Annotated in this window: 19 protein-coding genes and 1 pseudogene; 10 read left to right on the top strand and 10 right to left on the bottom strand. The window is 56.9% G+C overall.

Annotation, left to right across the window (positions count from 1 at the left end):
* Position 1: 1 nt before the first annotated feature.
* The 8 genes from rseP to rpsB all read right to left on the bottom strand — a co-directional run bounded on the left by rseP (position 2) and on the right by rpsB (position 7,485).
* Positions 2–1,354 (bottom strand): sigma E protease regulator RseP, encoded by a 1,353-nt coding sequence (rseP, locus tag FJD38_RS10730; RefSeq protein ID WP_146385278.1) that lies wholly within the window; start codon positions 1,352–1,354, stop codon positions 2–4.
* A gap of 45 nt (positions 1,355–1,399) precedes the next feature.
* The gene (gene ispC, locus FJD38_RS10735; RefSeq protein WP_146385280.1) at positions 1,400–2,587 is read right to left on the bottom strand and encodes a 1-deoxy-D-xylulose-5-phosphate reductoisomerase; all 1,188 of its coding nucleotides are present in this window, start codon (positions 2,585–2,587) and stop codon (positions 1,400–1,402) included.
* Positions 2,584–3,390 carry a phosphatidate cytidylyltransferase gene (locus FJD38_RS10740; RefSeq protein ID WP_146385282.1) on the bottom strand — a complete coding sequence of 269 codons (807 nt, stop codon included), beginning with the start codon at positions 3,388–3,390 and terminating at the stop codon, positions 2,584–2,586. The genes ispC and FJD38_RS10740 overlap by 4 nt, the downstream gene beginning before the upstream one ends.
* Positions 3,390–4,145: a polyprenyl diphosphate synthase gene (uppS, locus tag FJD38_RS10745; protein ID WP_122782421.1), complete on the bottom strand. Its 756-nt coding sequence runs from the start codon at positions 4,143–4,145 to the stop codon at positions 3,390–3,392. Before uppS ends, FJD38_RS10740 begins: the two co-directional genes overlap by 1 nt.
* A 15-nt stretch (positions 4,146–4,160) precedes the next feature.
* Positions 4,161–4,718 (bottom strand): ribosome recycling factor, encoded by a 558-nt coding sequence (gene frr / locus FJD38_RS10750; RefSeq protein WP_122782422.1) that lies wholly within the window; start codon positions 4,716–4,718, stop codon positions 4,161–4,163.
* Complete coding sequence (gene pyrH / locus FJD38_RS10755) at positions 4,715–5,458, bottom strand: UMP kinase (RefSeq protein ID WP_003440426.1); 744 nt, start codon at positions 5,456–5,458, stop codon at positions 4,715–4,717. Before pyrH ends, frr begins: the two co-directional genes overlap by 4 nt.
* Before the next feature lie 207 nt (positions 5,459–5,665).
* Positions 5,666–6,535, bottom strand: a complete 870-nt coding sequence (gene tsf / locus FJD38_RS10760) for a translation elongation factor Ts (protein WP_122782423.1) — start codon at positions 6,533–6,535, stop codon at positions 5,666–5,668.
* 206 nt (positions 6,536–6,741) lie between these two features.
* Entirely contained in the window at positions 6,742–7,485 is a 744-nt protein-coding gene (gene rpsB / locus FJD38_RS10765; protein ID WP_122782424.1) for a 30S ribosomal protein S2, read from the bottom strand.
* Positions 7,486–8,306: 821 nt separating this feature from the next.
* On the opposite strand from rpsB, the gene map reads away from it, so the two are divergent.
* From map to dapC, 3 genes are all read left to right on the top strand, one after another.
* Positions 8,307–9,167 carry a type I methionyl aminopeptidase gene (gene map, locus FJD38_RS10770; protein WP_122782425.1) on the top strand — a complete coding sequence of 287 codons (861 nt, stop codon included), beginning with the start codon at positions 8,307–8,309 and terminating at the stop codon, positions 9,165–9,167.
* 64 nt (positions 9,168–9,231) lie between these two features.
* Entirely contained in the window at positions 9,232–11,934 is a 2,703-nt protein-coding gene (locus tag FJD38_RS10775) for a [protein-PII] uridylyltransferase (RefSeq protein ID WP_146385284.1), read from the top strand.
* A 26-nt stretch (positions 11,935–11,960) separates the two neighbouring features.
* Positions 11,961–13,160 (top strand): succinyldiaminopimelate transaminase, encoded by a 1,200-nt coding sequence (dapC, locus tag FJD38_RS10780; RefSeq protein ID WP_146385286.1) that lies wholly within the window; start codon positions 11,961–11,963, stop codon positions 13,158–13,160.
* A 104-nt stretch (positions 13,161–13,264) separates the two neighbouring features.
* Here the strand turns inward: dapC and FJD38_RS10785 are convergent, their stop codons facing one another.
* Positions 13,265–14,911 (bottom strand): Na+/H+ antiporter, encoded by a 1,647-nt coding sequence (locus FJD38_RS10785; RefSeq protein ID WP_146385288.1) that lies wholly within the window; start codon positions 14,909–14,911, stop codon positions 13,265–13,267.
* 231 nt (positions 14,912–15,142) lie between these two features.
* Here FJD38_RS10785 and FJD38_RS10790 point away from each other — a divergent pair, with 231 nt between their 5' ends.
* Genes FJD38_RS10790 through FJD38_RS10805 form a run of 4 tightly spaced genes read left to right on the top strand, consistent with a single transcriptional unit; the run spans position 15,143 to position 18,252 of the window.
* The gene (locus FJD38_RS10790; RefSeq protein ID WP_122782429.1) at positions 15,143–15,505 is read left to right on the top strand and encodes an ArsC family reductase; all 363 of its coding nucleotides are present in this window, start codon (positions 15,143–15,145) and stop codon (positions 15,503–15,505) included.
* A 45-nt stretch (positions 15,506–15,550) separates the two neighbouring features.
* Positions 15,551–16,585: a 2,3,4,5-tetrahydropyridine-2,6-dicarboxylate N-succinyltransferase gene (gene dapD / locus FJD38_RS10795; RefSeq protein ID WP_122782430.1), complete on the top strand. Its 1,035-nt coding sequence runs from the start codon at positions 15,551–15,553 to the stop codon at positions 16,583–16,585.
* A gap of 57 nt (positions 16,586–16,642) precedes the next feature.
* Positions 16,643–17,848, top strand: a complete 1,206-nt coding sequence (locus tag FJD38_RS10800) for an aminotransferase class V-fold PLP-dependent enzyme (protein WP_146385290.1) — start codon at positions 16,643–16,645, stop codon at positions 17,846–17,848.
* Positions 17,845–18,252, top strand: a complete 408-nt coding sequence (locus FJD38_RS10805) for a SufE family protein (RefSeq protein ID WP_146385292.1) — start codon at positions 17,845–17,847, stop codon at positions 18,250–18,252. The genes FJD38_RS10800 and FJD38_RS10805 overlap by 4 nt, the downstream gene beginning before the upstream one ends.
* Before the next feature lie 240 nt (positions 18,253–18,492).
* Here the strand turns inward: FJD38_RS10805 and tcdA are convergent.
* Positions 18,493–19,293, bottom strand: a pseudogene (gene tcdA, locus FJD38_RS10810) (tRNA cyclic N6-threonylcarbamoyladenosine(37) synthase TcdA); the annotation flags it as partial.
* A 262-nt stretch (positions 19,294–19,555) separates the two neighbouring features.
* Between tcdA and FJD38_RS10815 the strand changes: the two are divergent.
* The 3 genes from FJD38_RS10815 to FJD38_RS10825 all read left to right on the top strand — a co-directional run bounded on the left by FJD38_RS10815 (position 19,556) and on the right by FJD38_RS10825 (position 24,215).
* On the top strand, positions 19,556–22,147 hold the full coding sequence (locus FJD38_RS10815) for a glycosyltransferase (RefSeq protein ID WP_122782433.1): 2,592 nt from the start codon (positions 19,556–19,558) through the stop codon (positions 22,145–22,147).
* Positions 22,148–22,254: 107 nt separating this feature from the next.
* Complete coding sequence (gene dapE / locus FJD38_RS10820) at positions 22,255–23,406, top strand: succinyl-diaminopimelate desuccinylase (protein WP_122782434.1); 1,152 nt, start codon at positions 22,255–22,257, stop codon at positions 23,404–23,406.
* Positions 23,406–24,215: a putative RNA methyltransferase gene (locus tag FJD38_RS10825; protein ID WP_122782435.1), complete on the top strand. Its 810-nt coding sequence runs from the start codon at positions 23,406–23,408 to the stop codon at positions 24,213–24,215. Before dapE ends, FJD38_RS10825 begins: the two co-directional genes overlap by 1 nt.
* The last annotated feature ends 78 nt before the right edge of the window (positions 24,216–24,293 follow it).

The following is a 24,293-nucleotide window of genomic DNA, read 5'->3' on the forward strand; positions in this document are numbered from 1 at the left end:
TTTACAGACGGCCCAAATCGTTGACCAGGGCAAGAAGCATCACCCCAACCACCAAACTGATGCCAATCTGCATCCCCCAACCCTGCACCCGATCTGACAAGGGACGACCACGCGCCCACTCGATCAGATAAAACAACAAATGCCCCCCATCCAGTACCGGGATGGGCAACAAGTTCAGAACTCCAAGGCTAATACTCAGATAAGCCAAGAAATTCAGGAAATCCGCGACACCCGACTGGGCAGAAGCGCCCGCCACTTTAGCAATGGTTATCGGTCCACTCAAGTTTTTTACCGAGAGCTCGCCGAACAACATTTTCTTCAGGGAATCGAGCGTCAATACGCTCATGGTCCAAGTCCGCTTTACCCCCTCGCCGACAGCGGCGACCGGGCCAAAACTGACCTCCCGAATCATTGCTGGTGGCCAATCGACGCCTTTGACGCCAGCGCCCAGGTAACCCGCAGCGTCCTTGCCCTCGCCGCGAGAAGCGAGCGTGACAGGCACCTCGACAGGAACACCATCACGCTCAACACGCAACACAATGCGGGCATCCGGACGCTCTCGCACCCAGTCGACGACTTGCTGCCAGTCCTTGACCGGCTGATCGTTCATGGACAAGAGCTTGTCACCGGTTTTAAGGCCCGCGGCTTGCGCCGGGCCTTTCGGGTCAAGTTCTGCCAGTACGGCAGGCAATTCAGGACGCCAAGGCCGAATACCCAGCGACTTGATGGGGTCTGGCTCGTTTGCATTCTTGAGCCAGTCGTGAAGCGTCAGCTGATGGGTGGATTCCACCTCTGAGTCAGGACCACGCACTGCAACCTTTATGGAGCCGCTTTCGCCGAGGCGACGCACCAGCTGCAGATTCACATTCGACCAGCCGCCGGTTGGCTCGCCATCAATGGAAACAATTTCCTGACCCGCTACTAAACCGGCCTGCGCAGCCAGACTGCCGCTTTCAACTGCACCAATGACGGGGCGCACTTGCTGGCTGCCCATCATGGCCAATATCCAGAAGAACACGATGGCCAGCAGAAAGTTGGCAACCGGCCCGGCCGCTACAATGGCAATGCGCTGCCCGACGGTCTTGCGGTTGAAAGACTGGTCGCGTAGCTCCAAAGGCACGTCACCTTCGCGCTCGTCGAGCATTTTGACGTAACCGCCCAACGGAATGGCGGCGATTACGAACTCAGTGCCCTGACGATCATGCCAACGAACCAAAGGCGTGCCGAAGCCCACAGAAAAACGCAGAACCTTGACGCCACACCGGCGCGCCACCCAAAAGTGGCCGAATTCATGAAAAGTGACCAGCACCCCCAATGCCACCAGGGTGCCAACAATCATATAGAGCGCACTCATCTACTTTTCTCCGCATTCACGTCCGGTTTCGGCAAGCACCACCTATTAGCCGTTACGGCTTAACCACTGTTCAGCCCGCAATCTTGCTTTGCTATCAGCGCTAAATACCGCATCCAGCTCGTCTACGGCAACCACTGGTTCACTGCTCAGGACATCTTCAATCAACCCGGCAATCTGCGGGTAACGGATTTGCCCCTTGAGAAAAGCCGCTACCGCCACCTCATTCGCCGCATTCAGCATGGCCGGCGCGCTGTTACCCGCCTCGGCAGCTTCGCGAGCCAAACGCAGACAAGGAAAGCGCTGTTCATCAGGCCGCTGGAAGTCCAGACGCGCCACGGCAAACAAATCCAGAGGCGCGACCCCCGAGTCAATGCGCAGGGGCCATGCCAATGCATTGGCAATAGGTGTGCGCATATCGGGATTACCGAGCTGCGCCAATACCGAACCATCGACATAGTCGACCAATGAATGAATCACGCTTTGCGGATGAATGACCACTTCGACCTGACTCGGCTTGGCATCAAACAACCAGCAGGCCTCAATCAGCTCAAGACCTTTGTTCATCATGCTGGCGGAGTCTACGGAGATTTTGCGCCCCATCGACCAGTTCGGATGAGCACAAGCCTGATCTGGCGTCACACTCTCAAGCGCTGCCAACGGCGTTTCTCGAAAAGGCCCGCCGGACGCCGTCAACAGAATGCGACGCACCCCGACAGCCCCCAAGCCGCGAGCATAATCCTGAGGCAAGCACTGGAAAATAGCATTGTGCTCACTATCGATAGGCAGCAGTACTGAGCCACTGCGCCGCACGGCCTGCATAAACAGAGCGCCCGTCATTACCAGCGCTTCTTTATTGGCCAACAGAATTTTCTTGCCAGCATTGACCGCAGCCAATGTCGGACGCAAGCCAGCAGCACCGACGATGGCAGCCATAACAGCATCGACCTCTGGCGCAGCGGCGGCCTGGCACAAGCCCTCCTCCCCCACCAGCACTACGGTATTAAGTCCGGCTTTACGCAAATCCGCCTGCAACAGGGTTGCAGCTTGATCATCCGGCACCACTGCCACCTGCGGCCTGTGTTTCACACACAATGCAAGCAGCTCAGCGAGCCGGCTATAACCGCTCAAGGCAAACACCTGATAGAGATCAGGATGACGCGCAATCACGTCCAGGGTGCTCAGACCAATCGAGCCTGTAGCCCCCAAAACTGTAATATTTTGCACATGACTCATGACGCTGCCATCCACAGCAATACCGCAAATACCGGAATAGCCGCTGTCAGGCTGTCAATACGATCCAGAACACCGCCATGGCCTGGCAGCAAATTACTGCTGTCTTTAATGCCGGACTGACGCTTGAACATGCTTTCAGTGAGATCACCCACCACCGAAATCAAGACAATAAGGGCTGCGCCTGCCAAAGCGGCGAACATCTGGCTAGCACTCCAACCACGCACCACACCCACTACCGCAGTGATTAACAAGCTCAATAACAAGCCACCCAATACGCCCTCCCAGCTTTTGCCCGGGCTGACCTTAGGGGCGAGTTTGCGCTTGCCAAATTTGCGCCCTGAAAAGTAAGCGCCGATATCGGCCCCCCAAACCAGAACCATCACGGCCATGATCAACCAATTGCCCAGCGGCATAGCCTTGATAAGCACCAGGCCCTGCCAGGCAGGCAGCAGAATCAACAAACCGATCAGTAGTTTGGTTGCCGTTGTAGACCAATGCACCGCGGATTGCGGAAACGTCAGCACCAAATACGTAGCCACCGCCCACCACAAAACCGCTGCACCCAGCACCCAAGGCGCCAGATCAGGAAAAATGTGCAGTCCGAACAAGAGCACAGCAACAACGGCCGCAAATGAAACGCGCGCAATCTGTGCGTCAAAACCTGCCAGACGCGCCCACTCCCATGCACCCAGGGTTACGACCAGGCCGATAAACAGCGCAAAGCCGGAACCCTCGAGCAGGAAAAAACCGCATAAGGCGATTGGCAGCAGAATAAGAGCTGTAATGATTCGTTGTTTAAGCATTAAACCCGGGCTCCAGCCTCAACCTGCTCGCTTGTTTTACCGAAGCGACGCTGGCGAGAAGCGAAATCAGCCAATGCATTACGCATGGCCTCGTGTTTGAAGTCCGGCCAGAACAGGTCGGAAAAATACAACTCGGAGTAAGCAAGCTGCCACAGCAAGAAGTTGCTGATGCGATGCTCGCCCCCCGTGCGAATACACAGGTCCGGCAAAGGCAGATCACCGGTTACAAGACAGGTTTGGAGCAGCCCCGGAGTGATGTCCTCAGGCTGCAGATGACCTGCCTGAACCTCCCGGGCCAGACGCTGCGCAGCCTGCGCGATATCCCACTGGCCACCATAGTTGGCGGCAATCTGCAGAACAAAACGCCCGGCACCTGCGGTGATCTGCTCCGCCTCACGCATCGCAACCTGTAAATCAGGGTGGAAACGTGTGCGGTCGCCAATGATCCGCAAGCTGATGTTGTTTTCGTTGAGACGCTTGGCCTCTCGACGTAGCGCCCTGAAGAACAAATCCATCAAGGCGCTGACTTCAGCTGCGGGACGCTGCCAGTTCTCACTGGAAAACGCGAACAAAGTAAGCACTTCGACCTTGGCCTCTGCGCATACCTCAATCACTGCACGAACAGCATCCACTCCCGCCTTATGCCCGGCCACACCCGGCATAAAGCGTTTTTTCGCCCAGCGATTATTGCCATCCATGATGATCGCGACATGACGCGGCACCGATGATGGTTCAGACTGCTTGGTCTTTTCCATAAAACGCCCAGGCCCTTATACGGCCATCAGGTCCGCTTCTTTCTGCTTGGTAGCTGCATCGATATCGGCTTCGGCTTTATCCGTCAGCTTTTGAATATCAGCTGCAGCACGACGCTCTTCGTCTTCGCTGATGGCTTTGTCTTTAACCAGCTTTTTAAGCTCGCCCAATGCATCGCGACGAATGTTGCGCACCGCAACACGTGCATCTTCAGCTGCGCTACGCGCTTGCTTGGTGAAGCCCTTACGGGTCTCTTCAGTCAGCGCCGGCATGGAAATCAGCAACAACTCGCCGAGGTTGGTCGGGTTGAGGTTCAGACCTGCACTTTGAATCGCCTTGTCGACTGCTGCCAGCATGTTGCGCTCGAACGCTACAACTTGCAGAGTGCGCGAATCTTTAACCGTCACGTTGGCAACGCTGCTCAATGGCGTATCAGCGCCGTAGTACGGCACCATCACGCTACCCAGAATGCTTGGGTGCGCCTTGCCAGTACGGATTTGGCCGAATGCATGGTGCAGGGAATCAAGCGACTTCTGCATGCGCGCTTGAGCGTCTTTTTTGATTTCGTTGATCATTGTTGACCTTCCTCGATCAGAGTGCCTTCAGCGCCGCCATGGACAATATTAAGCAAGGCGCCGGGCTTGTTCATATTAAATACACGTAGTGGCATTTTATGGTCACGGCACAGGCAGATGGCCGTCAGATCCATTACGCCCAGCTTGCGATCCAGCACTTCATCGTAAGTCAGATGATCGAACTTCTCGGCATGCGGGTCTTTGAATGGATCAGCGGTATACACACCGTCAACCTTGGTTGCCTTCAGCACCACATCAGCGTCAATTTCAATGGCACGCAGGCAAGCGGCCGAATCCGTTGTAAAGAACGGGTTGCCCGTACCTGCCGCAAAAATCACCACATCTTTTGCGTTCAAGTGGCGCATGGCTTTACGACGGTCGTAATGATCCGTCACGCCCACCATGGAAATGGCCGACATTACGATGGCGGAGATATTCGCACGTTCCAGCGCGTCGCGCATCGCCAGGGCGTTCATTACGGTTGCCAGCATGCCCATATGATCGCCTGTAACGCGATCCATACCGGCAGCACTCAGCGCAGCACCACGGAACAAGTTGCCACCACCAATCACCAATCCGACCTGAACGCCAATGCCGACCAATTGGCCAACTTCCAGCGCCATGCGGTCGAGCACCTTGGGATCGATCCCGAACTCTTCAGAGCCCATCAGGGCTTCGCCGCTTAGCTTGAGTAGAATGCGTTTATAGCGAGCTTGATAACCACTGCCCTGCTGAGCCATTGCGAATCTCTCCTGCCGCGTTTTATAAAAAATCTGTGCGAGGCCATGTGCGGCCTGCGCTTACTCTAGCTTGGCGCTGCACAGCAGCACCATCGGAACACGACGTTAGCGGTCGGTTCCGCAAGGACAGGCAAAAGCCTCTCCCATTTGAAAAGAGGCTGCGCGCGTGAGCGGGCAGCCTCTTCGGGTCGACAGTTTAAAACCGTCTTATTGCTTGGCTGCAGCCAGCTGAGCAGCAACTTCCTCAGCGAAGTTATCAACTGGCTTCTCGATGCCTTCGCCTACTTTGAAGTAGGTGAAAGAAACGATTTCAGCACCGGCTTTTTTAGCCAGATCGCCGACTTTGATTTCCGGGTTCTTAACGAACGCTTGCTCAACCAGGCTGGCTTCAGCCAGGAACTTGCTGATACGACCGGCAACCATTTTCTCAACGATTTCTGCTGGCTTGCCTTTGATCTTGTCTTCGTTGAGGCTCATGAACACAGCTTTTTCGCGTTCGATGGCATCAGCGGAAACTTGCGATGGCAGCAGGAATTCCGGGTTGCTTGCAGCAACGTGCATAGCGATGTCGCGAGCCAGCTCAGCGTTGCCGCCTTTAAGAGCAACCACAACACCGATTTTGTTGCCGTGCAGGTAAGCATCAACAACGTCGCCTTCAACACGCACCAGGCGGCGAATATTGACGTTCTCGCCAACTTTACCTACCAGTGTTTCACGTGCGGATTCTTGAGCGGCGATCAGCGGAGCTGCGTCGGTCATTTTGTCAGCAAATGCTTTTTCTACGCTGGCAGCAACGAATTGCTTGAAGTCGTCTTGCAGAGCCAGGAAGTCGGTTTGCGAGTTGACTTCAAGGATAACGGCCGACTTGTTGTCGTCCGCAACTTTAACTGCGATAGCGCCTTCAGCAGCAACGTTGCCTGCTTTTTTGGCAGCCTTGATGGCGCCCGAAGCACGCATGTCATCAATGGCTTTTTCGATGTCGCCGCCAGCCTTGGTCAAGGCTTTCTTGCAATCCATCATGCCTTCGCCGGTACGCTCACGCAGTTCTTTAACCAACGCTGCAGTAATCTCTGCCATTTCAAAATTCCTCTTGGATAGGTTTTCAACCATTCCACCCGATCGAACGGGCGTTCAATTCGTTTGAAGCGCACCTCGATACAACATTGCCAGGCGCCATCTGATACAGATACGACGAGCATAGTTACAACAAATGGATTTCGAGGTGGCAAAAAGGGGGCCAAGCCCCCTTTTTGCGTACTGAGTAAACGCTAGGCGTTAATGACTCAGCCTTCAACTACCGCTGCAGCTGGAGCTTCTTCGACGAAAGTGTCGGTGCCGCCAGCAACGTGGTTACGACCACGGATAACAGCATCAGCCATCGCACCCATGTACAGCTGGATGGCGCGGATTGCGTCATCGTTGCCTGGGATGATGTAGTCAACGCCTTCTGGGCTGCTGTTGGTATCGACAACGCCGATAACCGGGATACCCAACTTGTTAGCTTCGGTGATCGCGATACGCTCGTGGTCAACGTCGATAACGAACAGTGCGTCTGGCAGACCGCCCATGTCCTTGATACCACCCAGGCTACGGTCCAGCTTTTCCAGATCGCGAGTACGCATCAGCGCCTCTTTCTTGGTCAGCTTGGCGAACGTACCGTCTTCGGCTTGAATTTCAAGGTCACGCAGACGCTTGATGGAAGCACGGATGGTTTTGAAGTTGGTGAGCATGCCGCCCAACCAGCGGTGATCAACGTACGGCGAACCGCAACGTGCTGCTTCTTCAGCAACGATCTTGCCAGCGGAACGCTTGGTGCCGACGAACAGAATCTTGTTTTTGCCCTGGGCCAGACGCTCTACGAAAGTCAGAGCTTCGTTGAACATTGGCAGGGTTTTTTCAAGGTTGATGATGTGAATCTTGTTACGCGCGCCAAAGATGTATTTACCCATCTTCGGGTTCCAGTAACGGGTTTGGTGACCGAAGTGCACACCGGCCTTCAGCATATCGCGCATATTGACTTGGGACATGGTAGTTCCTTAGTAAGTCGGGTTAGGCCTCCACGTATCCCAACGACCAACCAGCAGCTTCGAGCTGAAGGCACCCAGGTCATCGTGTCGATACGTGTGTGGGTTTGTGCTCTGCGGGCTATACCCGCAAAGCGGCGCATTTTATACCACAAGACGCGCAAAAAACGAAGCGTGGATTTGGACTTTATTGCTAACTCGTTGCCCTACAAGGGTTTACGCTTCCCCTGAAGGTTGAAGCACCCACGTTTTTCGCTTGTTGCTTGGCGCTTCTCGCTTGCCGCTCAATGCTACTGCCGCCACCGAACACTGAGGCCCCTCACAGGAGGCTGCACGCTGGTGCGGTTATGGCACCGGGCAAGCATGGATATGTACTCAGTGCTCCAGTTATATAAACCGCGTACATATCCATTGGATGTATTAAGACTTTCTACGGGTTCCGCCCTTACGGCGGCTCACTTTTGGCAAACAGCCCCAAAAGTAAGCAAAAGGTCCTTGCCCCTGCGTACGGCCCTCGCTGCGCTCAGGTGTCCCTCACTCCGGTCCCGCTCCATGGGCACGCTGCGACGGGCCATCCTTGGCCCGATCGCAGTTCTCCCGGCATCCATGCCGGTCGACCCACTCCGCGAAACCTACACTCGGCCTCCCGACGGGGCGGCAGATCAAGATCAAAAGCCAGATCAAAAGCAGTTCACAAGCAGCGCTTGTGGCTTGCAGCCTTTTGCACAGGGCTTGGAATAGCGCCAGAATGCCCCACTCTGTTAATAGAAGCGATGGCACAAGGCTCATGTTTGAAGCCGACCGTCTGTTAGAATCGCGTTTTTATGGCGGTGTGTAGCTGTAATGTCTTGTCACACACCCGCAATCCCGTTGATGAGCGCCAACGCGCGAAGAGAGCCTGTATGACCGTCACCCTCAAAACCCCCGAGGACATCGCAAAAATGCGTGTCGCCGGCAAACTGGCCGCCGAAGTGCTGGAAATGATCGCCGAGTACGTCAAGCCGGGCGTCACGACTGAAGAGCTGGATCGCATTTGCCATGACTATATCGTCAATGTGCAAAAGGCCATCCCTGCCCCGCTCAACTATAAGGGCTTCCCGAAGTCGATCTGCACATCGATCAATCACGTGGTTTGCCACGGCATACCCGGTGACAAGGCCCTGAAAGACGGCGACACCCTGAACATCGATGTCACTGTTATCAAAGATGGTTACCACGGCGACACCAGCCGCATGTTCCACGTTGGCAAAGTGCCGGTCTGGGCTGAGCGTCTGTCGCAGGTGACCCAGGAATGCATGTACAAGGCCATCGAAATCGTTAAACCCGGCTGCCGCCTGGGCGATATTGGTGAAGTGATTCAGAAGCACGCAGAAAAGAACGGCTTTTCGGTGGTTCGTGAGTTCTGCGGCCACGGCATCGGCAAGGTGTTCCACGAAGAACCGCAAATCCTGCATTACGGCCGCGCAGGCACGGGCATGGAATTGAAAGCCGGCATGACGTTTACCATCGAGCCGATGATCAATCAGGGCAAGGCCGACACCAAAGTCCTGGGTGATGGCTGGACCGCAATCACCAAGGATCGCAAGCTGTCCGCACAGTGGGAACATACCCTGCTGGTGACCGAAACGGGTTACGAGATCTTCACCTTGCGCAGCGATGACACGATCCCGCGCGTTTCCGGCTGATCCGCAGCTTCATTGACACGCGCCTCTATAAAACGAACGTATTTACCCCAAGGAAAGCCAATCGATGCCGCAGGTGGATCCCGAACTTTTTGACCGCGGCCAGTTCCAGGCCGAACTGGCGTTGAAGGCAAGTCCCATTGCCGCTTTCAAAAAGACGATCCGCCAGGCACACGAGGTGCTCGATGAACGCTTTCGTAAAGGGCGCGATATTCGACGCTTGATCGAAGACCGCGCCTGGTTCGTCGACAATATCCTGCAACAAGCGTGGAGTCAGTTCACCTGGAGCGATCAGGCCGATATCGCATTGGTGGCCGTCGGAGGCTATGGCCGTGGCGAACTCCACCCCTACTCCGATATCGACCTGCTGATCCTGCTCGAGAACGACGATCACGAGATTTTTCGTGATTCCATTGAGCGCTTTCTGACACTGCTTTGGGATATTGGCCTGGAAGTCGGCCAAAGTGTCCGCTCAGTGAATGAGTGCGCCGAACAGGCCCGTGCCGACCTGACTGTCATCACCAACTTGATGGAAAGCCGCACCGTGGCCGGCCCTGAACGCCTGCGCCAGCGCATGCTGGAGGTCACCAGCACCGCCCATATGTGGCCCAGCAAAGAGTTCTTTCTGGCCAAACGTGCCGAGCAGAAAGCTCGCCACCACAAATACAACGACACCGAGTACAACCTGGAGCCCAACGTAAAAGGTTCACCCGGTGGCCTGCGCGATATACAGACCATTTTGTGGGTAGCCCGCCGCCAATACGGCACGCTCAACCTGCGCGCCCTGGCCAATGAGGGTTTTCTGGTCGAAAGCGAACACGCGCTGCTTGCCTCCTCGCAAGAGTTCTTGTGGAAGGTTCGTTATGCCCTGCACATGCTGGCCGGGCGAGCCGAAGACCGCCTTTTGTTTGACTATCAACGCAGTATTGCCGAGCTGCTCGGCTATACAGGCGAAGACACCAAACAGACCATCGAAAACTTCATGCAGCAGTACTACCGCGTGGTCATGAGCATTGCGCAACTGAGTGACTTGATCATTCAGCATTTCGAAGAAGTCATTCTCGCTCCGGATGACGAAGCGCCGCCAACGCCGATCAACTCGCGCTTCCAGCTACACGACGGCTATATAGAAGCCACCAGCGATCATGTGTTCAAACGCACGCCGTTTGCGATGCTCGAAATTTTTCTGCTGATGGCCCAACACCCGGAAATCAAAGGCGTACGCGCTGACACCATTCGCTTGCTGCGCGAACACCGTTATTTGATCGACGATGATTTTCGCAACGACATTCGCAACACCAGCCTGTTTATCGAGCTGTTCAAATGCAAGATCGGTATCCACCGCAACCTGCGCCGGATGAACCGCTACGGCATTCTGGGACGTTACCTGCCCGAGTTCGGTTTTATCGTTGGGCAGATGCAGCACGACTTGTTCCACATCTATACGGTCGATGCCCACACCCTTAACCTGATCAAGCACCTGCGCAAGTTGCAGTACACCCAGGTCTCGGAGAAATTCCCGCTGGCCAGCAAGTTGATGGCCAAGCTGCCCAAACCCGAGCTGATTTACCTCGCCGGGCTGTATCACGACATCGGCAAAGGCCGTCACGGTGACCACTCCGAAATTGGTGCAGTAGATGCCGAAGCGTTCTGCATTCGTCACCACTTGCCTCAGTGGGACACACGTCTGATTGTCTGGCTGGTGCAAAACCATCTGGTCATGTCCACCACCGCTCAGCGCAAAGACTTGTCGGACCCTCAGGTAATCCATGACTTCGCCCAGTTTGTAGGCGACGAAACTCATCTCGACTACCTGTATGTATTGACCGTCGCCGACATCAACGCCACCAACCCGACGCTGTGGAACTCATGGCGCGCCAGCCTGTTGCGCCAGCTCTACACCGAAACCAAGCGTGCTCTGCGTCGTGGCCTGGAAAACCCCGTCGACCGCGAAGAGCAGATCCGCCAGACCCAGCGTGCAGCGCTGGACATCCTGGTGCGCAACGGCAATGACCAGGATGACGTCGAACAACTCTGGTCGCAGCTGGGCGATGACTACTTTTTGCGCCACACCTCTGCAGATGTGGCCTTGCACACCGAAGCCATCCTGCAACAACCCAGTGATGGCGGGCCGCTGGTCCTGATCAAAGAAACCACCCAGCGCGAATTCGAGGGCGGCACACAGATATTCATCTATGCACCCGACCAGCATGATTTTTTCGCCGTGACCGTGGCCGCGATGGATCAGCTCAATCTGAACATCCATGACGCGCGCATCATCACCTCCAGCAGCCAGTTCACCCTCGACACCTACATCGTGCTCGACAATGACGGCGACTCGATCGGCAACAACCCCGAGCGCATAGAGAAAATCCGCAAAGGGCTGACTGAAGCCCTGCGCAACCCGGATGATTACCCCAACATCATTCAACGCCGAGTCCCGCGCCAACTGAAACACTTCGCGTTCCCGCCACAAGTGACCATTCACAATGATGCGCAACGTCCGGTGACCGTACTGGAACTCAGTGCTCCCGACCGCCCCGGACTGCTGGCGCGTATTGGCATGATCTTTCTGGAATTCGATCTGTCGCTGCAAAACGCCAAGATCGCCACGCTGGGCGAGCGCGTTGAAGACGTCTTTTTTATTACCGACGAAAACAATCAGCCCTTGTCTGACCCGCAACTGTGCATGCGCTTGCAAGAAGCCATCGTTGAACAGCTGACCGTCGACAAAAACTCATCCCCTGAAGCCTGGCGCCTGAGTATCTGACCGCCGCTGTGTGAGACCCGTACCCGATGAACAATGCTCTAAACCAGTTACAGCCTTACCCGTTCGAAAAGCTGCGCGCCTTGCTTGGCAGCGTGCAGCCCAACGCCGACAAACGTCCGATTGCGCTGTCGATTGGCGAACCTAAACACCGCTCACCCGAGTTCGTCGCCAAAGCCTTGGCCGACAACCTCGACCAGATGGCGGTCTACCCGACCACCCTGGGCATTCCAGCCCTGCGTGAAGCCATCGCTGGCTGGGCAGAACGCCGCTTTAACGTGCCTAAAGGCTGGCTCGATCCGGCGCGTAACATCTTGCCGGTCAACGGCACACGCGAAGCGCTGTTCGCGTTCACGCAAACCGTGGTCAACCGCGAGGATAACGGGCTGGTGATCAGTCCGAATCCGTTCTACCAGATCTACGAAGGTGCAGCGTTCCTGGCCGGTGCCACCCCGCACTACCTGCCTTGCCTGGCAGAACACGGCTTCAACCCGGACTTCGACGCCGTATCGACCGAGACCTGGAAGCGCTGTCAGATTTTATTCCTGTGCTCACCGGGCAACCCGACCGGTGCATTGATCCCGCTGGACACGCTTAAAAAGCTGATCGCACTGGCGGATGAACATGACTTCGTAATCGCTGCAGATGAATGCTATAGCGAGCTGTATTTCGACGAACACACACCGCCTGTTGGCCTGCTCAGCGCCTGCGTGGCGTTGGGCCGCGAAGATTTCAAACGTTGCGTGGTGTTCCACAGCCTGTCCAAACGCTCGAACCTGCCAGGCCTGCGCTCAGGGTTTGTAGCGGGCGATGCCGAGATCCTCAAGGCCTTCTTGCTGTACCGTACCTACCACGGCTGCGCGATGCCGGTGCAAACCCAGCTGGCCAGCATTGCCGCCTGGAATGACGAAGCCCACGTGCGCACTAACCGTGATCTTTATCGCGAGAAGTTCGATGCGGTGCTGGAAATTCTGACGCCCGTGATGGACGTACAGCGCCCGGATGGCGGTTTTTATCTGTGGCCCAAAGTAGAAGGCGACGATGCCGAGTTTTGCCGCGACCTGTTCGCGCAAGAACACGTGACGGTGGTGCCGGGCTCTTACCTGTCCCGTGACGTTGAGGGCTTCAACCCCGGTGCTGGTCGAGTGCGCATGGCGCTGGTTGCACCGTTGGCAGAATGCGTCGAAGCCGCTGGGCGGATTCGCGACTTCATCCTGCGTCGCCGCTAGTTAATCCGCGCCCCATAGCAACTGGCGCAGGCTGCGTTCGGCGACGAATTCGTCGTAATCGAACGCAGCCTGCGCCAGCGTGCTACCCAGGCAGGGGCTATCCCCTACTTAACCGCTCCCAGATTCGCTTCGCTCAAATCCAGATCACGCAGAATCTCGCCCAGCACTTCATCGCCAATTTCGTGATGACGACGCATGCTATACAGCTCCAGTCGCTGCGCACGAAGCGCCTTGAGACGCAGACGCCCCTCCAGCTCATCCATTTTCGACGCCAAAGCCTGTGCTTCCGCCGAGTCATTGAACACGTCGAGTTGATGACGGTACTCAGACATGATCTGCGCCTTCAATTCAGACGCCAACGCTGCCTGAGCCGCATCCGGCTGTTCGTTGGGGTCAACCACCTCTTCGGTTTCCAGGGCATGAATGGCTGCCTCGGCCGTACGGCGCCAGGCCTCACGCACTTCATTGTGCTTGGCGTCGTCTGACGTTTTGGAAATGCCGCGCAACAAGAGCGGCAACGCGATGCAGGCCACGATCAACGACAGCAGAATCACACCTGCCGCAATAAAGATCAGCAATTCACGCTCAGGGAAGTCGAGACCTTCGTTAATCAACAAGGGGATCGACATCACGCCCGCCAGCGTGACCGCACCGCGCACACCGCCCACGGTCAAGATCCAGCAAGAGCGTGCTGTCGGTACCATGGTCAGCTCTTGCTTGCCACGCCAGCGGCGCAGCAGACCGGACAAGCGCCAAATGCTCTGCACCCAGATAAAGCGCAAGGCGATCAGCACCAGGAAAATCACCACTACATCAAAGCAGCGATACATCAAGGTCGGCCACAGATGGGTTTCCAGATGCACAACTGCCTTGATGATGTCAGGCAGTTGCAGACCCAACAGCAAAAAGATCAGACCGTTAAACGCAAACTCCAGAAGCGACCACACACTTCGGTTGAGCAATCGGGTACTGGTCTGGCGCGGCAGCAAATCCAGCCAGCTCTGCATCATGCCCGCCGCCACTGCGGACAAAATGCCTGAGGCGCCCAGACGCTCAGCCAGTACATAGGCCGCGAAAGGCAGCAGCAACATAAATACGACGTGGGTGGCCGGGTCATCCCAGCCACGGGCAATCATCCACGAACGCATACGTCCCACGACCCAGCTCAACGCAACCCCGATGGCAAGACCACCGCAGGCCACCAGCAGGAAAGTGACACTGGCATTGGCCAGCGAAAAAACGCCCGTAATGGCGGCAACCAATGCGAACTTGAACGTCACCAGGCCGGTTGCGTCATTCATTAACGCTTCGCCTTGCAGCATATGCATCAGCGGTGCAGGCAAGCGGCTTTGCGCAATCGCCGAGACGGCCACGGCATCGGTGGGCGACAACACGGCGGCCAGCGCAAAGGCCACAGGCAAGGGTATGGTCGGCAACAACCAGTGAATAAAGTAGCCAGCGCCCACGACCGTGAACAGCACCAGCCCCACCGCCAGGGTCAAAATCGGCCCGCGCAAGCGCCAGAACTCACGCTTGGGAATGCGCCAACCATCCGAAAACAGCAACGGCGGTAAAAACAGAAACAGAAATAACTCCGGGTCCAGCGCCACATGCAGCCCAAGGGTTGGCCAGGCCAGCGCGGCCCCGGCAGCAATTTGGACCAGCGGTAATGGCAGCGGGATAACACGCCCCAATAAACGCGAGACTCCCACCAACATCAATAAGATGAGGACGGTATAAGCGGTTTGCATATCAACAGGTTTCCCAAACAATCAGCGTTCAACTAGACACAGCTAGCAACATTTTGGCATTGCAGACCATAGTAGCGTTTAACGGATCAACCCGAGCCTGAACAAAAGTAGCAGTGCGACGACATGTCACAAGTCCGTGCCAAGCTTGCAGCGGTGCACGCCCAAGGTCGTCGCTCATGGCATAATCCGCCACCGCTCATTTCAGGCATCTCCAAAGGAGGGGCAATTTCAGTGACCGAATCAGACAAAACGTTGCACCTTTTCGGCATCAAAGCCTGCGACACCATGAAAAAGGCTCGCACCTGGCTGGATGAACATGCTGTACGTTACGACTTTCATGACTACAAGAGCAGCGGTATCGACCGTGAACACCTCACTCGGTGGTGCAACGAGCACGGCTGGCAAGTGGTGCTCAATCGTGCCGGCACGACCTTTCGCAAACTCGACGACGAACAAAAAGCCGATCTCGACCAAGCGAAAGCGATTGAACTGATGCTCGCCCAACCCTCGATGATCAAGCGCCCGGTGCTTGAACTCGGTGACAAAACCCTGATTGGCTTCAAGCCAGATCTTTATGCGGCGGCCCTTCTTTAACCTGTGAGCCAAAACCGCCCATTATTTTTGTAAAGAGGTAATTGCATGTCTACTACCCTGTTCAGCGCAGCCTTCGGCGTCGGCACCCAGAACCGTCAAGGCGCATGGCTGGAAGTGTTCTACGCACACCCCCTGATCAACCCGTCGGCCGAGCTGATCGAAGCCATCGCCCCCATTTTGGGCTACACCGGCGGCAATCAGGCAATCACCTTCACCACCGCACAAGCCGCGCAATTGGCTGAAGCGGTCAAACCGGTCGATGCTGCTCAAGCAGCGCTGCTGACCCGTCTGGCTGAAAGCCACAAGCCACTGGTCGCCACTCTGCTGGCCGAAGACGCTGCACTGACCTCCACGCCTGAGGCCTACCTCAAGCTGCACTTGCTGTCCCATCGTTTGGTCAAGCCGCACGGCCTGAGCCTGGCGGGTGTGTTCCCGCTGCTGCCCAACGTGGCCTGGACCAGCCAGGGTGCGATCGACCTGAGTGAGCTGGCCGAGCGCCAACTTGAAGCTCGCCTGCGTGGCGATTTGCTCGAAGTGTTCTCCGTCGACAAATTCCCGAAGATGACCGACTACGTCGTTCCGGCGGGTGTGCGTATTGCAGACAGCGCACGTATTCGTCTGGGCGCTTACATTGGCGAAGGCACCACCGTCATGCACGAAGGGTTCGTCAACTTCAACGCGGGCACCGAAGGCCCGGGCATGATCGAAGGCCGCGTTTCGGCGGGCGTGTTTGTTGGCAAAGGTTCGGACCTGGGCGGCGGTTGCTCGACCATGGGCACCCTGTCGGGCGGCGGCAACATTGTGATCAAGGTTGGCGAAGGCTGCCTGATTGGCGCCAATGCCGGTATCGGCATCCCGTTGGGCGACCGCAACACCGTAGAGTCGGGTCTGTACGTGACCGCTGGCACCAAAGTGGCCTTGCTGGATGAAAACAACCAACTGGTTAAAGTGGTCAAAGCCCGTGAGTTGGCTGGCCAGCCTGACCTGTTGTTCCGTCGCAACTCGGAAACTGGCGCTGTGGAATGCAAAACCCACAAATCGGCCATCGAGTTGAACGAAGCGCTGCACGCTCACAACTAAGCGTCTTTCTGCCACTGACGGGGCTGCGTGCGGCCCCGTCATCAGAGCCCGGAACCCATGCTTTTGCCTTCCCCCTGGCGCGCTGACTTTCCAGCCATCGCGGCCATGCAACGTCAGGACCAGACCTATCTGGACAACGCTGCTACCACGCAAAAACCCCAAGCCCTGCTTGACGCACTGATGCACTACTACGCCAATGGCGCAGCCAATGTGCACCGGGCCCAACACCTGCCGGGCGCTTTGGCGACCCAGGCCTTTGAAAACACCCGCCATAAAGTGTCGCGATGGCTTAATGCCGGCGACAGCGGGCAGGTTGTTTTCACCCACGGTGCCACCTCGGCACTGAACCTTCTGGCCTATGGCCTGGAGCATCTTTTCAATCCAGGCGATGAGATCGTCATCAGCGCCCTGGAACACCATGCCAACCTGCTGCCGTGGCAACAGTTGGCACTGCGCAAAGGCCTGAATCTGGTGGTATTGCCGCTGGAAGACAACGGCACCATTGATTTAAATGCCGCTGCACGCCTGATCACCTCACGCACCCGCTTACTGGCCGTCAGCCAACTGTCCAACGTGCTCGGCGTTTGGCAGCCACTGCACGCCCTGCTGGCTCTGGCCAAGGTGCACAACGCAATCACCGTCGTCGATGGTGCACAAGGCATCGTTCACGGCCGCCATGACGTACAAGCGTTAGGGTGTGATTTTTATGTATTTTCCAGCCACAAACTGTACGGCCCCGACGGGCTGGGCCTGCTGTTTGGCCGCCATGACGCACTGAGCCGTTTGAAGCACTGGCAATACGGCGGCGAGATGGTGCAAGACACCGACTACCAGCACGCGACCTTTCGCCCGGCCCCGCTGGGCTTTGAAGCGGGTACACCGCCCATTGCCAGCGTTATCGGTTTTGGGGCGACCCTGAGTTATCTGAGTAACCTCGATCAAGTAGCCGTTGAAGCTCACGAAACGGCCCTGCACTCTTTACTGGTCGATGGCTTGAAACAGCGCAAAGGCATCCGTCTGCTCGGTTCTGCGCACGTCGCACTGGTTAGTTTTGTCGTTGAGGGCGTACACAATGCAGACCTCGCCCACTTGCTGACAGAGCAAGGTATTGCCGTGCGGGCCGGACATCACTGCGCCATGCCGCTACTGAAAAGCCTGGGGCTGGCCGGAGCTATACGTGTCTCGCTGGCGCTGTACAACGACTCAAGCGATGTAGAACGCTTCTTTGATGCACTCGATAAAGCGCTGGAGCTGCTGCAATGACTTTGCCTGTACAAGCCCAAGCGGCGCTGGACAGCTTTACAAGCTGCTCCAGCTGGGAGCAACGAGCACGTTTGCTGATGCAATGGGGCCAGCGTTTGCCGGAGCTCGATGAGCACGACAAAATCGAGGCTAACCGCGTGCATGGCTGCGAAAGCCAGGTATGGCTGGTGGGTGAATGCAAAGACGGCTACTGGCAGTTTGCTGCCAGTAGCGATGCACGGCTGATTCGTGGCCTTGTGGCGCTGCTGCTGGCACGGGTCAATGGCTTGACTACGCAGGAGTTGAAGCAGGTCGATTTGCCCGACTGGTTCGACCAACTGGGCTTGAGCCGCCAGCTTTCGCCTTCGCGCAGCAACGGGCTGAATGCCGTTTTGCAGCGGATGCGGGAATTGGCATTGAGCTGAAAGCCCCTCACCCCAACCCTCTCCCAGAGGGAGAGGGGGCTAATCGGGGATGCTGTAAAGCCGTAATCGACGCACTATTTCAGTGCCCCGGATCAGGCTGAACAACAAAGGGATAAGGGCTAATCGAGGCCGCTTGTAAAGTGTGTTCGACGCGGTGGTTCAGGTCGCCGAATCCGTTGGAACAACGCGGTCTGTCCCCTCTCCCTCTGGGAGAGGGTTAGGGTGAGGGCTTTGCTTAGCCTTAACCTTCTCTGATGGCCGCCGCACACCCGCCACGATCTTGTCCACGGCCTTGGTCGCCGCAACCATGCCGAACGTGGCCGTCACCATCATCACCGCACCAAACCCGCCAGCACAGTCCAGCTTCACACCGTCCCCGACAAAACTCTTCTGCAAGCAGATACTGCCGTCCGGCTTGGGATAGCGCAGCTGTTCAGTCGAAAACACACACGGCACGCTGTAATGTCGAGTCACAGTGCGCGAAAAACCATAATCACGACGCAGCGTGGAACGCACTTTCGATGCCAGCGGATCATTGAACGTGCGGTTCAGGTCACACACCTGAATCAGCGTCGGGTCAATTTGCCCGCCCGCACCGCCCGTCGTAATGATCTGAATCTTGCGGCGCTTGCACCAGGCAATCAGCGCTGCCTTGGCATTGACGCTGTCGATGCAGTCAATCACACAATCCATATCCGGGGTGATGTACTCAGCCATGGTCTCGCGGGTCACAAAATCCGCCACCGCATGCACGGTGCAATCGGGGTTGATCTGACGCAGACGCTCAGCCATCACTTCGACTTTGTCCCGACCAATGGTCGAACTCAGCGCGTGCAACTGCCGATTGCTGTTGCTGACGCACACATCATCCAGATCAAACAGCGAAATTTCGCCAACGCCGCAACGGGCTATGGCTTCAGCCGCCCACGAGCCAACGCCGCCCACACCCACGATCGCGACATGCGCAGCTTTCAAGCGTGCCAGGCCTTCAATGCCATATAACCGGGCTACACCGGCAAACCTCGGATCTTCTGTACTCATGAACATCACCCTAAAACCGGCGCGCATTATAGGGGGACTACATAGCATTGAGTACTTTTCCTACCAAGCCTGCTTTAATAACTCTCAAAGTTAGAAGATTAGACCTACAAGCAATCGATAGAGATATTTAGGCAGCTTCAACAACCCTCTCTGGATCAGACTCCACGTGCTGTACGCTAGGTCGAAGCGCAGTGTAGGATGCGCGCCGCTTGGTCTTTGCCGAACGATCTTCGTTCCACTCCCTTTGGAACCCGAAATAGTTATGTCATCGCGTAAATTTGGACTCAACCTGGTGGTGGTGCTTGCCATCGCTGCACTCTTCACGGGCTTCTGGGCGCTTATCAATCGCCCGGTTTCAGCGCCCAACTGGCCTGATCAGATCTCCGGTTTTTCGTACTCGCCGTTCCAACAAGGCCAGTACCCACAGAAAGACCAATACCCGTCCGACGAGGAGATGCGTCGAGACCTGGAGATCATGAGCAAGCTCACCGATAACATTCGGACCTACTCGGTAGACGGCACCTTGGGCGACATTCCCAAACTGGCCGAAGAGTTCGGTTTACGGGTGACCATCGGTATTTGGATCAGTCCGGATAAAGAGCGCAACGAGCGCGAAATTCAGAAGGCCATTGAGCTCGCCAATAACTCACGCAGCGTGGTGCGGGTTGTGGTCGGTAACGAAGCCTTGTTCCGTGAAGAAATCACGCCAGAAGAATTGATCACGCTGCTGGATCGGGTGCGGGCCGCCGTCAAAGTCCCCGTGACCACCTCCGAGCAATGGCACATCTGGGAAAAGTACCCGCAACTGGCCAATCACGTTGACCTGATCGCCGCGCACATCCTGCCGTACTGGGAATTTATTCCCATGGAAGAAGCAGGCGAGTTCGTATTGGACCGGGCGCGCGACCTGAAAAAAATGTTCCCGAAAAAACCACTGCTTCTTTCGGAGGTTGGCTGGCCAAGCAATGGCCGCATGCGCGGTGGCGCCGATGCGACCCAGGCTGACCAAGCCATTTATCTGCGCACACTGGTCAACACGCTGAACCGGCGCGGCTACAACTACTTTGTGATCGAAGCCTTTGACCAACCGTGGAAGGCCAGCGATGAAGGCTCCGTGGGCGCGTATTGGGGTGTATTCAACGCGGCCCGCCAGCAAAAATTCAATTTCGAAGGCCCAGTGGTCGCTATTCCGCAATGGCGAGTACTGGCGATTGGCTCGGCTGTTATGGGCCTGTTATCACTGGCCTTGCTACTGATCGACGGTTCCGCACTGCGCCAGCGTGGCCGTACCTTCCTGACCTTCACCGCCTTTCTGTGCGGTTCGGCATTGGTCTGGATTGCGTACGACTACAGCCAGCAATACAGCACCTGGTTCAGCGTGACGGTGGGTATCCTGCTGGGTCTAGGGGCATTCGGGGTATTTATCGTCTTGCTGACAGAGGCCCACGAACTGGCTGAAGCGGTATGGATTCGCAAGCGTCGCCGAGAGTTTTTACCCGTCGAAAGCGACGACGCTTATCGCCCGAAAGTCTCGATCCACGTGCCGTGCTACAACGAGCCGCCGGAAATGGTCAAACAGACCCTCGATGCACTGGCGAACCTCGATTACCCGGACTTCGAAGTGTTGATTATCGACAACAACACGAAAGACCCGGCCGTGTGGGAACCGGTGCGCGACTACTGCGCCACACTGGGCCCGCGGTTCAAGTTCTTCCATGTGGCTCCGCTGGCAGGCTTCAAGGGCGGCGCGCTGAACTATCTGATCCCGCACACCGCGCCTGACGCCGAAGTGATTGCCGTGATCGACTCGGACTACTGCGTTGATCGCAACTGGCTCAAGCACATGGTGCCGCACTTCGCAGACCCGAAAATCGCCATTGTGCAATCGCCTCAGGACTATCGCGACTACAACGAAAGCACGTTCAAAAAGCTGTGCTATTCGGAATACCGAGGTTTTTTCCATATCGGTATGGTGACCCGCAACGACCGCGACGCGATTATTCAGCACGGCACCATGACCATGACCCGTCGCTCTGTGCTTGAAGAACTTGGCTGGGCGGACTGGTGCATTTGTGAAGACGCCGAACTGGGCCTACGTGTGTTTGAAAAAGGCTACTCAGCTGCCTATTCCCACAATAGCTACGGCAAAGGGTTGATGCCTGATACCTTTATCGACTTCAAGAAGCAGCGCTTCCGTTGGGCCTACGGTGCTATTCAGATCATCAAGCGCCACACCTCCAGCCTCATATTCGGTAAAGATTCCGAACTGACACGAGGCCAGCGTTACCACTTCCTCGCGGGCTGGCTACCGTGGATTGCTGACGGCATGAATATCTTCTTCACCATAGGCGCCTTGCTGTGGTCGGCGGCAATGATCATCGTGCCAACGCGGGTAGATCCGCCGTTGCTGATCTTCGCAATTCCGCCTTTGGCGCTGTTTGTCTTCAAGGTCGGCAAGATCATCTTCCTGTACCGCCGCGCTGTGGGGGTTAACCTCAAAGACGCATTTGCAGCGGCACTGGCAGGGCTCGCGTTGTCCCATACCATCGCCAAAGCCGTTCTGTATGGCTTCTTCACCAGTAGCATTCCGTTCTTTCGCACCCCCAAAAACGCCGACAACCACGGCTTTTGGGTTGCCATTTCGGAAGCCCGCGAAGAAGTGTTCATCATGCTCTTGCTGTGGGGCGCGGCCTTGGGGATCTTCTTCGTCCAAGGTCTGCCGAGCAATGACATGCGCTTCTGGGTGGTGATGCTGCTGGTGCAATCGCTGCCGTATCTGGCCGCGCTGATCATGGCCTTTATGTCCTCGCTGCCCAAACCGGTGGAAGCACCTGAGCAGCACCCCGCGACATAAATTGACTGCAACCACTAAACGGCGGCCTATGGCCGCCGTTTTGCTTTAAGATAACCGCCCTTTTGTGCCCTGCCCGCCCGCACTTGACCCGCTTCGGAGCTCATACCATGACGGCCCACGCCGACCTTTCGCCGACCCTGCAACTTGCCTGCGATCTGATCCGTCGCCCTTCAGTGACGCCCATCGACGCCGATTGCCAGAAGCTGATGATGCAGCGTCTGGGCGATGCGGGCTTTAAGCTGGAGCCCATGCGCATTGAAGACGTCGATAATTTTTGGGCCACCCACGGCAAGCACGACGGCCCTGTACTGTGCTTCGCTGGCCATACCGACGTGGTGCCGACCGGCCCGGTGCAAGCCTGGCAGAACGACCCGTTTGACGCGCTGATCGACGAAAATGGCATGCTCTGTGGCCGTGGGGCCGCCGACATGAAAGGCAGCCTGGCAGCCATGCTGGTCGCCGCAGAACGGTTCGTCGCCGATTACCCGGACCACAAAGGCTCGGTGGCATTTCTGATTACCAGCGACGAAGAAGGCCCTGCACATCACGGCACAAAAGCCGTGGTCGAACGCTTTGCTGCGCGCAACGAGCGTCTGGACTGGTGCATCGTTGGCGAACCCTCAAGCACCACTCTGGTGGGCGACGTGGTCAAAAACGGCCGCCGTGGCTCCCTGGGCGCCAAGCTGACCGTTCGCGGCATCCAGGGCCATGTGGCCTACCCGCACCTGGCCAAAAACCCGATTCATCTGGCGGCTCCTGCGCTGGCCGAACTGGCTGCCGAGCATTGGGACAACGGCAATGCGTTCTTCCCGCCGACCAGCTTCCAGATTTCCAACCTTAACTCCGGCACGGGCGCGACCAATGTCATTCCCGGCGACCTGGTGGCCGTGTTCAACTTCCGCTTCTCGACCGAATCCACCGTCGAAGGCTTGCAACAGCGTGTCGCTGACATTCTCGACAAGCACGGTCTGGATTGGCACATCGAGTGGGCGCTGTCTGGCCTGCCCTTTCTAACCGAGCCGGGAGCTCTGCTGGACGCGGTGTCGCAAAGCATCAAACAGGTCACGGGCCGCGAAACCCAGGCCTCCACCAGTGGCGGCACCTCGGACGGACGCTTTATCGCGACCCTGGGCACGCAAGTGGTAGAACTGGGGCCGGTCAATGCCACCATCCACCAAGTCAACGAGCGGGTGCTGGCCAGCGATCTCGATGTTCTGACCGAGATCTACTACCAAACTCTGATCAAGTTGCTCGCCTGATGCTTGCCTGCCCCATTTGCAGTGAGCCACTGAGCGCGGTGGAAAACGGCGTTGTTTGCCCCGCCGGCCATCGCTTTGACCGTGCGCGTCAGGGTTACCTGAACCTGTTGCCGGTGCAGCACAAAAACAGCCGCGACCCGGGCGATAATCAGGCGATGGTCGAAGCCCGCCGCGACTTCCTCAACGCGGGCCATTACGCTCCGGTTGCCAAGCGCCTGGCCGAACTGGCCGCCGAACGCGCACCACAACGCTGGCTTGATATCGGTTGTGGCGAAGGTTATTACACCGCTCAAGTGGCCGAAGCCCTGCCCAACGCCGATGGCTACGCGCTGGATATTTCCCGCGAAGCCGTCAAACGTGCCTGCAAGCGCAACCCGCACCTGACCTGGTTGATCGCCAGCATGGCCCGAGTACCTTTAGCCGATGCCAGTTGCCAGTTTCTGGCCAGTGTTTTCAGCCCCCTGGACTGGCTCGAAGCCAAGCGCTTGCTCAGCCCCGGTGGCGGCTTGATGCGTGTAGGCCCGACTCGCGGTCACTTGATGGAATTGCGCGAGCGTTTGTACGACGAAGTACGCGAATACACCGATGACAAGCACTTGGCGCTAGTCCCTGAAGGGATGCAGTTGCAACACAGTGAAATACTGGAGTTCACCCTAAGCTTGAGCGAACCTCAGGATCGCGCCAATCTGCTGGCCATGACACCCCACGGCTGGCGCGCCAGCGCTGAACGTCGCGCGCAAGTGATCGAACACCCGCAGCCTTTAGTGGTGACGGTCTCGATGCGCTACGATTACTTCGTTCTTCAATAATCAATTTACGGCCTGCGGCACACGCCGCAGACCCGACGAATCCGCGAATGGATTTTTCAGACACGCAGTGAGGACATC

The organism is Pseudomonas saxonica, from assembly GCF_007858365.1.
GTDB classification, from domain to species: Bacteria; Pseudomonadota; Gammaproteobacteria; order Pseudomonadales; family Pseudomonadaceae; genus Aquipseudomonas; species Aquipseudomonas saxonica.

Bases quoted from the DNA above. Each gene is read 5' to 3' on its own strand.
- rseP (WP_146385278.1), bottom strand. From the start codon at position 1,354: ATGAGTGCGCTCTATATGATTGTTGGCACCCTGGTGGCATTGGGGGTG.
- ispC (WP_146385280.1), bottom strand. From the start codon at position 2,587: ATGAGTCATGTGCAAAATATTACAGTTTTGGGGGCTACAGGCTCGATT.
- FJD38_RS10740 (WP_146385282.1), bottom strand. From the start codon at position 3,390: ATGCTTAAACAACGAATCATTACAGCTCTTATTCTGCTGCCAATCGCC.
- uppS (WP_122782421.1), bottom strand. From the start codon at position 4,145: ATGGAAAAGACCAAGCAGTCTGAACCATCATCGGTGCCGCGTCATGTC.
- frr (WP_122782422.1), bottom strand. From the start codon at position 4,718: ATGATCAACGAAATCAAAAAAGACGCTCAAGCGCGCATGCAGAAGTCG.
- pyrH (WP_003440426.1), bottom strand. From the start codon at position 5,458: ATGGCTCAGCAGGGCAGTGGTTATCAAGCTCGCTATAAACGCATTCTA.
- tsf (WP_122782423.1), bottom strand. From the start codon at position 6,535: ATGGCAGAGATTACTGCAGCGTTGGTTAAAGAACTGCGTGAGCGTACC.
- rpsB (WP_122782424.1), bottom strand. From the start codon at position 7,485: ATGTCCCAAGTCAATATGCGCGATATGCTGAAGGCCGGTGTGCACTTC.
- map (WP_122782425.1), top strand. From the start codon at position 8,307: ATGGCGGTGTGTAGCTGTAATGTCTTGTCACACACCCGCAATCCCGTT.
- FJD38_RS10775 (WP_146385284.1), top strand. From the start codon at position 9,232: ATGCCGCAGGTGGATCCCGAACTTTTTGACCGCGGCCAGTTCCAGGCC.
- dapC (WP_146385286.1), top strand. From the start codon at position 11,961: ATGAACAATGCTCTAAACCAGTTACAGCCTTACCCGTTCGAAAAGCTG.
- FJD38_RS10785 (WP_146385288.1), bottom strand. From the start codon at position 14,911: ATGCAAACCGCTTATACCGTCCTCATCTTATTGATGTTGGTGGGAGTC.
- dapD (WP_122782430.1), top strand. From the start codon at position 15,551: ATGTCTACTACCCTGTTCAGCGCAGCCTTCGGCGTCGGCACCCAGAAC.
- FJD38_RS10800 (WP_146385290.1), top strand. From the start codon at position 16,643: ATGCTTTTGCCTTCCCCCTGGCGCGCTGACTTTCCAGCCATCGCGGCC.
- FJD38_RS10805 (WP_146385292.1), top strand. From the start codon at position 17,845: ATGACTTTGCCTGTACAAGCCCAAGCGGCGCTGGACAGCTTTACAAGC.
- FJD38_RS10815 (WP_122782433.1), top strand. From the start codon at position 19,556: ATGTCATCGCGTAAATTTGGACTCAACCTGGTGGTGGTGCTTGCCATC.
- dapE (WP_122782434.1), top strand. From the start codon at position 22,255: ATGACGGCCCACGCCGACCTTTCGCCGACCCTGCAACTTGCCTGCGAT.
- FJD38_RS10825 (WP_122782435.1), top strand. From the start codon at position 23,406: ATGCTTGCCTGCCCCATTTGCAGTGAGCCACTGAGCGCGGTGGAAAAC.